The 15,577-nt window shown below is 48.9% G+C and carries 3 protein-coding genes; all 3 read left to right on the forward strand.

Translation table 11 applies throughout. The annotated features are described in order from the left end of the window. The first annotated feature begins 343 nt into the window (after nucleotides 1–343). From AC1DCV_RS27085 to AC1DCV_RS27095, 3 genes are read left to right on the forward strand one after another with little or no spacing between them, the layout of a single operon-like run. Nucleotides 344–12,781 (forward strand): DUF7927 domain-containing protein, encoded by a 12,438-nt coding sequence (locus tag AC1DCV_RS27085; protein ID WP_477026115.1) that lies wholly within the window; start codon nucleotides 344–346, stop codon nucleotides 12,779–12,781. Between the two features lie 33 nt (nucleotides 12,782–12,814). Further along, nucleotides 12,815–13,834, forward strand: a complete 1,020-nt coding sequence (locus AC1DCV_RS27090) for a PorP/SprF family type IX secretion system membrane protein (RefSeq protein ID WP_477026116.1) — start codon at nucleotides 12,815–12,817, stop codon at nucleotides 13,832–13,834. A 32-nt stretch (nucleotides 13,835–13,866) separates the two neighbouring features. After that, nucleotides 13,867–15,465 (forward strand): hypothetical protein, encoded by a 1,599-nt coding sequence (locus tag AC1DCV_RS27095; RefSeq protein WP_477026117.1) that lies wholly within the window; start codon nucleotides 13,867–13,869, stop codon nucleotides 15,463–15,465. Nucleotides 15,466–15,577: the final 112 nt, after the last annotated feature.

Raw genomic sequence — 15,577 nt, forward strand, 5'->3', positions numbered from 1 at the left:
TGAAAGAATTACTAAACTTTCTGCTCTTTTTATTGTTGATTATCCCTGAATGGTACTGTTGCGGAAGATAGATGTATGTAGATGGTGACAGTACGCACTGATTCCGATTGATATATAATAATTTTTCGTAGCGCAAAATCTATGGTAACAACGTGTAGTCTGACACGTATGGAACCCCCTTTTGTCTTGATTGTCAAAGAATGCTGGTTGATATCCCCGGATAGTGTTTAACTCATGAGTGTTGGTTTTGCCTGACTATATCCTCCAAATACGGATCCTTATGATCAATAAGTCTACCATGTCTCTATGTACTCCAAAACATCGGTTGCAGATAGCTCGCTTTATGCAAAAGAACAGATGTCAGATAATGTTAGTGTGGAGTATTTTGGTTTTTTCGTTGTTTGCTATTCCCGCAAGTGCGCAACAGTGTACCGGTTCATTGGGTGATCCGGTGTTCAGGGAAACCTTTGGTCAGGCGCCGTCAGCGGCCAAACCCACGCTGGGAGGGCCATTGCCTTCAGGCCTTACTACTTACACTTATTATAGTCCTGGTACCGGAAACCGCCCCACGGGCCCTTATCCCGGACAATATACCATCAGTAATACCACCCGGGGATACAACAATATTTATTTCGTAGATCGCCCGGATCATACCTCCACAGATGGTACGGGTTATTGTATGGTAGTAGATGCGGAAGCCCGCCCAGGTCAGTTTTACCAGAGAACCATCACCGGTTTATGCGCGGGTACTACTTTCGAGTTTTCTGCCTGGATCATGAACATTAACCCCCAGAACGGCGTATCCCAGCCCAGTTTGCGGTTTGATATCCTGGATGCCAATAATCCAAACGGAGCGGCCATCGCTTCTGTGTCTACCGGAACGGTTCCTTATCAGAGTCCGGGTACCTGGGTAAGACAGGCAGGTGTGTTTCAGATGCCGGCTACCACCAGCGCAGTGATATTAAGGATCTTCAGTAATACACCTAATAGTAATGGTAATGACCTGGCGCTGGACGATATCGCTTTTGCTGCCTGCGGTCCTCCTATCACCTTTACACAAGCCACTGGTGCGGTTTGTGCCGGAGGTAATTCCAGCCTGGATGTAAGTTTACCTGCCGGCAGTTATTCCAATTATTTTTTCCAGTTACAGAAAAGACCACTGGGTACAACTGACTGGGCCAATGAAGGCGGCGTTTTAAATAATGGCAGCAGCAATCAGCATACCTTCCCTGTGACCAACGTGCAGGCCGGATTTGAATACCGGGTAGTGGCAGCTGGTGGCAGTGCAGAAATTAATAATCTCAACTGCCGGGTGGTATCCAACCCTATAGAATTAAAAGTAATAGATTATACCGTGGCCATTACCGGCCAGCAACCTATTTGTAATAATACCGCTACGCAACTCACAGCAGTAGTTACCCCCAAAGCAGGAACAGGTACCCCCAGTACCGGGTTTACCTATACATGGGAAACCAGTGCGGACGGCAGTACCGGCTGGACAGTAGTGGCTGGTCAGACTACGGCCACATTAAATACGGGCGCCCTCACGGCATCCCGTTATTATCGTGTAACCGCCACCGTAAGTGGATGTCAGGGGGATGGTGTGTCCAGGGCATTCCTGGTAACAGTAAACCCAGCCATCACCGCTACGCTGGGAACAGTAGCTAATGTGTGCGTGGGAGCCATGGTGTTTTCCCTGCCGTATACTATTACTTCCGGCAGTCCGGATAAATACAGTGTGAGCAGCAGCGATATGCCCGGTTTTGCAGCCATCACCAATGGAACGCTGTCTGGAACACCGCTGAGCATCCCCATCCCGGGAAATGTTGCTGCGGGCACTTACCACTTTACGATTACGTTCACCAATAGTGCGGTGAACTGTACCTCCGTTACCTATCCTTTTACATTAACAATAGATGCCGCTTCCACCGTGGCAGTGGCAGGTCCCAACCAGGAATTGTGTGCTGTTACTACCACCACCATGGCAGGTAACGTGGCCACCAGCGGTATTGGTACCTGGTCGCAGGTAAACGGACCCGAAGCCGCTGTTTTCGCAGATATCCATAACCCCGTTACTGCCGTAAGCAGCCTGGTGCCCGGCACCTATGTGTTCAGGTGGAGAATCGGCAACGGTACCTGTTTGCCTACCAGTAGTACTGTAGAGGTGATCATTCACGCATCGCCTACTGTTGCTAATGCAGGCGCCGACAAAATACAGTACAATTCAGGAGTATTTACCATGACCGCAAATACCCCGGTGGTGGGTACCGGTGTATGGACAGTAGTCAGCGGCACCTCCACTATTGCCAACCCCGCAGATCCGCATACGATCGTGACGATTGCGGAAAATAGTACCGCTACGCTGGCCTGGACGATCACCAACGGAAATTGCCCGCCAAGTACGGACCAGGTAGTCATTACCTATACCCATCAGGCAGACATTCAGATCAATAAAATTGTATCGAACTTCGGTCCTTACCTGGCAGGTCAGGACCTGATATATCATATAGAAGTGTTGAATGCAGGACCAAGTGATGCCGCCAGTGTAACGGTAAAAGATGTTATCCCGGCTGATTTTGTGGTAACGAATATTGCGTATACCACTACGGGTACTGCGCAAATATTAACGAACACTTCTACCAATACGCAGATTAATCTTACTGCCAGTATTCCTGCCAATAATTCGGTGGTCATTACCATTGAAGGAAATATTAAATCTTCTTTTGAAGGAGATCTTACCAATACTGCCAATGCCACATCTCCTGATATCGCGGATCCGGGTGGCATCAACAGCACTGTAACGATACCGGTTATACGTCGTCCTTATTTCTCCGCCGTAAAAAGAGCGCCTGCTATGGCTATTGCCGGTGAGGTGATCCATTTTAATATCGCGGTGGAAAATACAGGGCTGGGTGATGCCGTGGGCGCCACTATTACAGACGCTATTTCTCCTAAGCTCACCAATGTGAGCTGGACGGCCAGATCTACCGGTGGGGTAGTGATCACTGCCGGCGCTACTGGTACTGGCAGTCCGATTCAAGTGGTGGCCAATATGCCAGGTGGAGATACTGGTAAAGTATATATCGATGTAACCGGCACCGTGGATGCAGCTGCCACCGGCACCATTCCGAATGTGGCGGTAGTAACCGCGTCAGAAGGTACCGTAGATCCGATAGCCTCCAACGAAACCAGTACGCTGATTACCAGTTCCCCCGGATTGCTGGTGGATAAGGCCAGGACCAGCCCTGTTATTGCGATTGCAGGAGAGAAGATTGATTATGTACTCACCTTATTTAATAATGGTCCCAGTAATGCTGTTGGTACTGTTTTGACAGATACCGTACCTGCCGCCGTGCAGAATGTTACCTGGACCAGCACCGCCAATGGTTCCGCTGTCATCACTGCAGGAACTTCCGGTTCCGGCAACATTATCCGCTTGACCGGAAACGTGCCGGTAGGTGCTACAAATCGTATTGTCGTTCACGTTACAGGTACCATCAACCCTGACTTTGCGGGCACTATCCTCAACCGGGTAACCGCTACACCAGCAGAACCAGGCATACCACCGATAACGGATGTGGATGTGGCCACTGTGCAGAAACAGATAAAGTTTGATATTACGAAGAATGGCCCTGCTACCGGTATTGCCGGTGAACAGATCAGCTATACCGTAGATGTGAAAAACGAAGGCCCTTCCAATTCTACCAACACAGAAATCAGGGATGCGGTACCCTCCGCATTATATAATGTGAGCTGGAATGCCACCGTATTAAGCGGAACGGCCGTGATCAAATCGGGCGCCATCGGTAATGTCAATAAGGTAGAAGTAACAGCAGACGTGAATGCCGGATCCGTGATCAGAATCATCATTACCGGCACCATCTTACCAGCTACAAATAATCCGATCAGGAACATCGCGCAGGTAATACCTATTGAGCAGAATATACCACCGGTTACTTCCAATGAAGTAGTCACTACAGTAGATCAGCAATCTACATTGTCTATCACCAAAAGTGGTCCTGATACCGCCAGTGCAGGTACCAGTATTACCTATATTATCAAAGCGGTTAATAATGGACCCAGCAATGCCTATAATGCAGTGATCACCGATGTGGTGCCTGCTTCTGTGCAGGGAGTTATCTGGACAGTGGTCGCTAATGGCAATGCAAGTGTGAGCGGTACCCAGGGAGGTACGGGAAATAATATTTCATTCACCGGCGACATCGGTGCCGGCGGCAACAACAATATTACCATCACGGTGAAAGGCACTATCGATCCCGCCTTCTCCGGACAAATAAATAATAAGGCGGTGGTAACACCGGCTCCCGGAACAGGTACGGCCGATTCTGCCGTGAAAATTACCACCGTGAACCGGCTGCCTAAACTGGCCATTACCAAAACAGCCGTGGATCTGGTGTTGGCGGGAGACAGTCTCACCTACACCATCCAGGTAACCAATCTGAGTACTGCTAATGCGCAAAATCTCGTCATCACCGATGTGGTGCCTGCCGCATTAACCGGGGTGCAGTGGAGTGCTACTGCAGCCGGTACTGCATCTATCAGCAGCGCCAGCTCCGGAACAGGTAACAATATCAGCCTCACCGGATCGATTCCTGCCGGTAGTGGTAATATGCTGACCATCATCGTGAAAGGCAAAACAGATCCATCATTGGACGGAGTCATTACCAATACCGCCACAGCTACGCCTTCGGAAAACGTACCGCCGGTGAGTGCTACCAAAACGGTAAGGGTAAGAAGATTGCCATCACTGACGATCAGCAAATCCGGACCTGCCACCTTGAATGCAGGCGATGAAATCGTGTATAATATTGTGGTGAATAACGTAGGTGTATCAGATGCGAAAAATCTGACCATCGACGATCAGATTCCGGCAGAAATACAACAGGTCACCTGGAGCACTGTTACCATTGGCAACGCCACTATTATCAGAGCAGGTACCGGCACAGGCAACGACCTGGACATGGACGTGAATATTGATGGTGGTGGAAATAATGGCATCATCATTACCGTAAAAGGTATTGTGGATCCATCTTTCAGTGGCACCTTCCGGAATGGAGCCGTATTCCAGCCTTCAGAGGCAGGCGCTACGCCGGGTGCTTCCAACGAGGTGGTGACGACTGTAAGAAAGCAACCAAATGTAAAGATTACCAAGGCCGGACCAGCAACCGCCAATGCGGGGAATAACATTACTTATACCATGCAGGTAACCAACCTGGGGCCGTCCAACGCATTGAATACCCTCATCACAGATCAGTTGCCGGCATTACTGCGCAATACTACGTGGACGGCTACTGCTACAGGTGGTGCTACCATCAGCAATGGTGCCACCGGTACCGGCAATACATTATCCATTGGCGCAAATATTCCTGCTAAAACAGGTGTCATTAATATTACCGTTACCGCTACTATTCCTTCTTCCACACCAGCAGGAAGTATACAAAACTTTGCGGTGGCTGCTCCATCGGAACCTGGTATTGCACCGGTAAATTCTGATACAGTCGTAACCGTTATTAAACAAAAATCCGGATTACTTATCAGCAAAATAGGGCCTTCCACTGCGGATGCCGGAGCGGCGATTGTTTACGGGGTGAAGGTTATCAATATAGGCCCCAGCGATGCTTTTGGCGCTGTTATCACAGATACCATTCCTGCCACCATACTCAACCCGACATGGACTGCTACTGCAGCCGGCGGCGCGGTGATCACCGCTGGTGCCACAGGGGCAGGTAACCTGTTGAGACTTACTGCCAATATTCCGGTGGGAGAAGCGAACTATATTAATATTATTATTACCGGCGCTATCAAAGACGATTTCATTGGACAGATCGTGAATGTGGCTACTGCTGCGGCCGCAGAACCAGGAGTACCTCCGGTAACTTCACAGGCAACAACTACTGTGGGCAGAAAGGCATCATTAGAGGTGCGTAAATCCGGACCCACTACTACCTATGCAGGCAACCCGATTCAGTATAATGTGGAAGTGACTAATAACGGGCCTTCCAGCGCTGCGAATGTGACGATTAAAGATGTAATACCGCCAGGTATTATTAATGCTACCTGGACTGCCATCCCAGTGAACGGTGCGGTGATCACCAGTGGCAATACTGGTACCGGCAACATTCAATTAGTGGCTAATTTACCAGCTACGCCGGTGGGAGCGATCCGCATTACAGTAAATGGTCAGGTAGATCCGGCGTTTACCGGTGCTACCATTACCAATACAGCTATCGCGCTGAATGATCCATCCACAAAGCCGGCAGGAGATACCGCTACCGTGCTGACCACAGTTTCCCGTAGGGCTAACCTGAGTATTGTCAAGAGTGGTCCGGCTAATCAGGCTGCCGGTCAGCAAATGCAGTACGTACTCCGTATCCGGAATCAGGGACCATCCAACGCTATTGGGTTACAGGTGACTGACCTGTTACCGGTGCAGTTGCTTACACCTGCCTGGACGACCAGCAGCACCGGCAACGTGCAAAATATTACACCGGCATCTGGTACGGGCAATGTAAGTCTCACGGCAGATATTCCTGCTGATACCAGCACCCTGCTGATAACGGTAACGGGCATACTAAGTCCGGCGGTAGCTAACGGTACCACCATTACCAATACCGCCACCGTAGCCTTCCCTCCGGGTAGCACAATAGTAGATCCTAACCTGGCGGATAATACCAGCAGCGTATCCACTATTGTAGACAATGATCCGGTAGTAAGAATTGCCAAGAGCGGACCAGCTATTACGCATGTAGGCGATTCCATCGTATATCGCGTGGAAGTGACCAACGGTGGTGCCGGCAACATTACCAATGCACAGATCGATGATATCGTGCCTGCTGCGGTAACTGTTGCTTCCTGGACCGCCACAGCCACCGGTGCGGCTACCGTTACCGGCGCAGTATCCGGCAACACCAATAACGTGCATACTACCGCCGATATTCCGGTGGGCAATAACAGTATTGTGATCGTGATCCGAGGCATAGTGAATAACACTTCAGGCACCACCATAACCAACACCGCCTCCGTGACTGCTGGCAGTCATAAAGAAAGTTCTGTGACTACCTCGGTGGACCGCTCTACAGATGTGAGCATTGTGAAGACGGGCCCTCAGCAGGTATTAGCAGGTGAACCGATTACTTATACTCTTCATATCTACAACGCAGGCCCGCAACGGGCAGATAACATGCTGATCACAGATGTGCTGCCAACAGCTATTACCAGCGTTACCTGGACTGCCATTGCCACCGGCGATGCTTCCATACTGGATAGCGCGAGAATAGACAGCAGCGGCAATATTAATCTGCCAGCCAAACTCGGTCCGGGTGCCGCTAATTTTATTACGATCACCATTAATGGTATCGTAAGTGGTACCACTACTGCCGGCAGTATTACCAACACGGCCAACGTAGCCGTTACCGGAGTAACAGATTATGATCCATCCAATAACACCAGCAGCGTTACCACCACTGTAGGTGTAGCTACCGGTGTGCAGGTACATAAGAACGGACCAAAACAGGCCATCGGCGGAAACGCTATTACGTATAATATCATCGTCACCAACAGCGGACCTTCCGATGCAATTGGTCTTAATATCACCGACCTCGTACCGGTGCAGGTAACCGGCACCAGCTGGCAGGCAGCTGTGAGCGGAGGCGCCGCTATTACCGGACCATTCTCCGGTACCGGCAATAACATCAGCACCACCGCTAACATCCCCGGAGGCACCGGTAATAATGTCACCATCACGGTAACGGGTACACTGGATAATGATTTTGCAGGCAGCATCCTCAATACCGTAGATGTAACCGGCACCGGCATCCCTGCTGTGAGCGACTCTGTCAGAACATTGGTGACCCGGCAAACCGGTATCAGCATCCATAAGGATGGTCCGGCTACGATTACCGCCGGCGATAAAGTAACATATGTGATCACACTGGCAAATACAGGCCCGGGATATGCCCGCAATATGGCAGTAACCGATACTATCGATGCCCGCATTCTGCAACCAACATGGATTACTCAAACCACTAACGGTGCTGCTGTGAATAGTGGGGCCACAGGAAGTGGCCGGTTTGTAGCTGTCAACGCCGATATACCACCTACCGGTAATGCGGTGGTGACCATCACGGTAACGGGTACACTGTCACCGGATGCCAGCGGCACGCTCACAAATACAGCAACCGTTACACCGCCGGATCCGATCGATCCGCCGATAGTAACACCACCAGTGATTACGCCAGTGGAAAAACATCCGATGCTGGCAATCACCAAGAGCGGCCCTACAACCTTGCATGCGGGTGAAACCATTCACTACCTGTTGCAGGTAAGCAACAATGGTATCAGTAATGCAACCAACACACAGATCACCGATGCGGTACCTGCATTTATCAGCCAGGTACAATGGAACGTACAAAGCATCACCGGCGTAGCCACTGTTATATCAGGCAATACCGGCACCGGCAATAATGTACTGGTGACCGCCAATATGAACGCAGCATCTTCTTTACTGATAGCAGTACAGGGAAAAGTAGATTCGTCTTTTGCCGGCACTATTATCAACAGGGGCATTGTCACACCAGCTGAAGCAGGCAATACACCTGATACCAGCGAAGTACAAACCATCGTCTCCCTGCAGCCAACGCTGAAGATCACGAAGAGCGGTCCGACTGCGTTACAGTCCGGCGAAAATATCAGCTACACCATCGTTGCTACCAATGACGGACCCAGTATCGCCGTCAATGCAGATATACATGATGCGGTTCCAACTGCTGTCACACAGGTGGCATGGACCGCCACGGCGGCAGGTAAAGCCGTTATTAATGGTGCCGCCAATGGTAGCGGTAATCTCATCGATCTCCTGGCTACTATTCCGCCGGGAACAGGTAACAGCATCACCGTAAACGTTACGGGAACCGTGGATCCTGCTTTCAGAGATACCCTGAAAAATATCGCGATCATCACACCGAAAGAACCCGGTGTATTGCCCGATTCTTCCGACCTGATACAAACGGTAGTAACGGCAAGTCCGGTACTGATCATCGAAAAAACCGGTCCTGCTAATGTAGTTGCTGGTCAGAATATCAGCTACACCATTACAGTAGGAAACAACGGGAAGAGTAATGCGGTGAACCTGGCCGTTACGGATACCGTACCAACTAACATTACCGGCGTACAATGGCAGGCAGTGACCAATGGCATGGCAGTGATCAATGGTGCGACTTCCGGCACCGGCAATAATATTTTGCTGAACGGAAACATCGCTGCAGGTAATGCTAATACTATTGTGATTACTGTTACCGGCAGGGTGCTGCCGGCAGCCACCGGTACCCTGGTGAATGTGGCCACGGTGACTCCTTCAGAAGCAGGAGCAGCATCCGATCAATCTATGGTAAGCACAGTGATCAATGTGATCTCCCGCCTTACTATCAATAAAACTGGTCCTGCTGTGATGGTCAGAGGAGAAGATGCTACTTATGTGATCAACGTTACTAACCCTGGTCCAAGCAAGGCCACCAACGTAGATATCACCGATATCATTCCATCAGTGCTGACCAATGTTACCTGGACAGCTACACCGGTACGCACCACCGTGATTACGGCTGGTGCCACCGGCAGCGGTAACAACGTGAAAATCACTGCCGACATACCCGCTATTGATACCAGTGGTATTACCATTGTGGTAAAAGGTACCGTGGCGCAAAGTGCACCGGCAGGCAACGTGACCAACGTAGCGCATGCGATCCTGAATAACGAAGGTGGAAAAGATATTCCATCACCACCGGTAGTGAGCACAATAGCCAGCGCCGCAGATCTGAGAATAGATAAAACCGGTCCTTCGGAGGTATATGAAGGTAGTACGGTAACCTATCTGTTGACCGTTAATAACGATGGTCCTTCCGATGCGAACGGTGCTACTGTCAACGATGTATTGCCGACAGGATTAACACAGACAGCGATCAGCGTACAACAAAGTACCGGTGGCGCTGCTAACATACAAACCAGTATTACCGGTAATACGGCCAATGCGGTATTGGGTACTTTCCCTACGGGCGCACAGGTAGTATTGCAGATCACCGGCATCGCGGCAGCACCAGGTACACTAAGTAATGTAGCCGTAGTAAATACGCCTGCCGGCATACCGGATACAGATAGCAGCAATAACACCAGCAGCACCGTAGTCACCAACGTGCTGGCTAAATCTGATCTGAAAGTAGTGAAGAGCATTTCACCGGCTACTGGTCCATATAAAGTAGGACAACAAATCACGTATACCATCACCGCCACTAATGCAGGTACTGCTGCGGTGAATCCGGTGGTCACCACCGATCAGTTGCCGGCAGCGAGCCTGGTGAGTGATCCGGTATACGCCGCACCGCCAAAAGGTACCATCAACTATGATGCAACGCAACGCATCCTGCAATGGAATATTGGTTTACTCAACGGTGGAGAAACCGTTAGCTGGAGTTACCAGGTGACCATTAAAGGAGCCGGTAATATTCAAAACACGGCTATCATTACCGGACCACCGGATGTAAGTAATCCGGATACATCCATCATTATTATTCCGGCAGTGAAAAACACTGATCTGAAGATTACCAAAACAGGTCCTGCCACGATATATGAAGGCGGTAAAGTAACCTATGTACTGACCATGGATAATGATGGTCCTTTAGATGCAGACGGTGCTACAGTGAAGGATGTATTACCTCCCGGATTAACACAAACAGCGATCAGCGTACAACAAGCTACCGGTGGCGCTGCCAACATACAAACCAGCATTACAGGCAATACTGCGAATGCGGTATTAGGTACTTTCCCAACGGGTGCACAGGTAATATTGCAAATCACTGGTACCGCCGCGTCACCAGGCACATTAAGTAATGTAGCTGTAGTGAATACACCGGCGGGATTACCGGATGCTGACAGCAGCAATAATACCAGCAGTACCGTAGTCACCAATGTGCTGGCTAAATCTGATCTGAAAGTAGTGAAGACGATATCACCAGCCACTGGTCCGTATAAGATAGGACAACAGATTACTTATACGATTACCGCTACCAACACTGGTACGGCTGCAGTGAATCCGGTGGTCACCACCGATAAACTGCCTGCAGCGAGCCTGGTGAGTGATCCGGTATACGCCGCACCACCGAAAGGTAGTATCAACTTTGATGCAACGCAACGTATACTCGAATGGAATATCGGAGCGCTCAACGGCGGCGAAACCGTTAGCTGGAGTTACCAGGTGACCATTAAAGCTGCCGGTAATATTCAGAACAGCGTTGTCATTACCGGTCCGCCGGATGTAACTAATCCGGATACTTCTATTGTTATTATTCCGGTAGTTAAAAATACAGATCTGAAGATTGGTAAGACTGGTCCTGCCACCATATTTGAAGGTGGAAAAGTTACGTATGTACTCACCGTGGATAATGTCGGACCTTTAGACGCAAACGGAGCTACCGTGAATGATGTATTGCCGGCCGGATTAACGCAAACAGCGATCAGCGTACAACAAAGTACCGGTGGCGCTGCCAATATTCAAACCAGTATTACCGGTAATACTGCCAGTGCCGTATTAGGAACCTTCCCAACAGGTGCACAGGTAGTATTACAGATCACCGGCACCGCTGCCGCACCAGGTACCTTAAGTAATGTGGCTGTAGTGAATACACCTGCAGGATTACCGGATGCAGACAGCAGTAATAATACCAGCAGTACCGTAGTCACCACAGTACAGGCGAAGTCGGCGCTGAAAGTAGTGAAAACGGTATCACCTGCAACCGGCCCGTATAGCGTAGGAAAGCAAATTACGTATACGATTACTGCCACCAACTCCGGCACCGCCACCGTAAATCCGGTGATCACCACCGATCAGCTGCCAGCAGCGAGCCTGGTGAGTGATCCGGTATACAATGCGCCACCAAAAGGTAGCGTCATCTTCAACAACACGCAACGTATACTCGAATGGAATATCGGTGCACTCAACGGTGGCGAAACCGTTAGCTGGAGCTACCAGGTGACCATCAAGGCAGCCGGTAAAGTACAAAACACCGTTATCATTACCGGTCCGCCGGATGTAAGTACGCCGGATACATCTACCGTAATTATAAATACTGACAGGTATGCTAACCTGAAAGTGCTGAAAAAACAAAATACACCTGAACCATTGAGTGTGAATCAGGTGCTGCAGTTTGTTGTTACAGCTATCAACAACGGACCAGATCCGGCTACCGGAGTGGTAGTGAAAGACTTGTTGCAAAGTATGATTGGTCGGCCATTAACGATTACCACCAGCAAGGGCCTGGCCACCTTTGATCCGATTACGAAGACCATCACCTGGGAGTTGCCGGACATGGCTTCCGGTAGCCAGGAAACACTCACGTTTACGGCTAAACTGATCAGCGGCGGCAACATGACTAACACCGCCACGATTGCAGGTAACGAAACAGATGTGGACCTTTCAGATAACACGGCTACCATTACACAACCGGTGAATGGCGATGATATCTTCATCCCGAATATAGTGACACCGAATGAAGATGGTAAGAACGACAAGTTTGTAATACCGGGATTAGATCGTTATCCGGGATCAACACTCCTTATTTACAATCGTTGGGGTAACCAGGTATACCAGAATAAGAACTATGATAACAAGTGGAATGGTAACGGACTGAATGAAGGTACCTACTACTATATATTGAAATTGCGTACAGCGCAGGGAGAGAGAGATTACAAGGGCTGGATTGAATTGCTGCGATAATCATCACTTACTGACATCTTAAAGGAATTTAGTATGAGCATAAGCGCGACATCAAAGTTATTGCTACTGTTAACGTTATCCGGACTACTACTAAAACCGGCGCTGACAAAGGCACAGCAAAACTTACAGTTTAGTCAATATGTTTTTAATATGTTGAGTGTAAACCCTGCTTACGCAGGTTATAAGGAAGATCTGTTTGCAAACGCCATATACCGTAAGCAATGGGTGAACTTTCCGGGAGGGCCGCAAACCGGCGGCGTATCTATAGATGGCGCCCTTAATGCCTCCCGGGATAACCGCGTGGGATTAGGGATGCAGGTGATGTATGATAAACTGGGGCCACAGGATGCGACCTCTATTTATGGTATGTATTCCTACCGGATTCCATTGAATGAAGATGGGGATAAAAGATTATGTTTGGGAGTAGGCGCCGGCGTTACCCAGTATTCGATTGATGGTACGGCCTTATTATACAATGATGATAATGACCCTACCATCCCATTGGGCAGGGCGTCTACCTGGATTCCGGATGCGCGCTTCGGGATCTACTATTTTACCTCTAAGTTTTATGTGGGTGCTTCGGTGATGGATCTTTTCTCGTTGTATACTGATGCATCCAGGTATTACTGGAAAGGCTATCAGTATAAAACGATCCGTAAAACACAGCATTTGTATGTGAATGCAGGGATGATGTTTGATTTATCAGATGCTGTAAAGTTCAAGCCTTCTATTCTCATTAAAGAAGATTTTAAAGGACCTACCAATGTAGACCTGAACGCTTTGTTCCTGCTGGCCGACCGGCTATGGGTGGGTGGTTCCTACAGAACCGGTGTGAAATTATGGAGTAAGCCGGCACTGGAAAGTGACCTGGAACAATTGGATGCCGCCAGCATACTGGTACAGTTCAATATAAATAATCAATTCAGAATAGGATATGCTTATGATCTTACCATCAGCAAAATGGCCTCTTTCCAGAGTGGGTCACATGAAATATCCATCGGATTTTTATTCCCGGGTAAAAAAGCCAGGGTAACCAGTCCACGGTATTTTTAATTATTGCAAGGGTATCCTTTTAAATACATACTATGAAAAAATATGTTGGAATAATTTTACTCCTGGTATCAGTACAACTCTCATCGGCACAGGAACAATTGTCGTTGGATAAACAGGCTGCCATCTATTACGCCAAATACGACTACGCAAAAGCGGCTTCACTATATGAGCGGATAGCGGCAAAGCAGAAAGAAAAAACATCGACCGTGGTGCTGGAAAGACTCGCTGATTCCTACCGGCAAATGAATAGGTATGCTGCATCGGCCGACTGGTATACCAAACTGCTGGCCCGCTCCGATGCCTCCACTGATGCACGCCTGTACTATGGCGATATGTTGAAAAGCTTAGGGAAATATCCGGAAGCCAAAGCAGCATATACACAGTATGCGCAAACCGGTCCGCAACAGGAAAAAGTGAAGAACCGTATCGCCGGCTGTGATGCCGCTCCCGGGTGGATACAATCGCCTACCCCTGTTTTTATCCGGAACGTAGAAAGACTGAATACTTCCAGATCCGACTGGGGCGCTACTTATTATCCCGGTGGTGTGGTGTTTACATCGGATACTTTATACCGTAATCAACTGGAGAATGGGAGCCACTTTAACCGGAATAAATACGGCCGTACCAACAGGGATTATTATGGTTTGTATGTAGGAGATACCGCGAACTACGGTAATGTGTATATCAAAGATTTTTCGCCTTCGTTTAACTGGTCCCGTTACCATGTAGGACCTGCTACTTTCGATAAAGACTATCACACCGCATATGTGACCATGACGTATCCTGACCGCCGTATTCCTGGCGTAAAGGAAAAACGTGTGAAGTACGGATATCGCCGGCTGGAATTGTTTGCGGCAGAAAAAGATAAAAATGGAAAATGGGGAAAGCCCGTACCATTTCCCTACAACAAACCGGATCAGTATTCTCTTGGACATGCAGCCCTGAGCAACGATGGCAGTATACTGTATTTTGCGGCCGATATGCCGGGTGGCGTAGGCGCAACGGATATCTGGTATAGTGAAAAGCAGGGAGACGGAAAATGGGGCACACCCGTAAATTGTGGCCCGGCCATTAACAGTCCTGAAGAAGAAGAATTCCCCACCATTGCCCCTGATGGCAGTTTGTATTTTTGCAGCAAAGGCTGGACAGGTATGGGCGGCTTTGATATTTTTCATGCCACCGGTAGTAAAACACAATGGAGCACACCAGAAAATCTCCGCTATCCTACCAATTCATCTGCTGATGATTTTTATTTTGTAGCTGGCAATAACGGCAATACTTACCTTTCTTCAAATCGTCCGGGCGGTAAAGGAAGCGATGATATTTACAGTATTACTTCTCCCGAAACATACACGCTGACAAAAGTACCTGTAGCCCTTGTAATTCCATTGATAGGTACGGTTTGTCCGCCGCTGGATGGGGCCTGTATTTATATTTACAACAAACAACGCGGTATCGGCTGGTGCTTCATAGGTTCACCCGGACGTGAGATTAACCTCACCCTGGAAAAAGACACCGACTATGAAATCCGTATTACTTATCCGAATCATCGCCATGAAGTGATGGAGTTTAATACCCGCGGTATGACGGATGGACAAGAGCTGAAGAAAGATATTTGTCCGGGAAAATAAACCTCTTAATTTATTCATATTCACGAAGAAGCCGTTCCATTAACCATTGGAGCGGCTTCGTTTTTACTAATGGTCAATCGCTACAAACCAATCGCTATAATCTAATCTCCAC

The sequence above is a fragment of the Chitinophaga sp. 10T418 genome, from assembly GCF_056394125.1.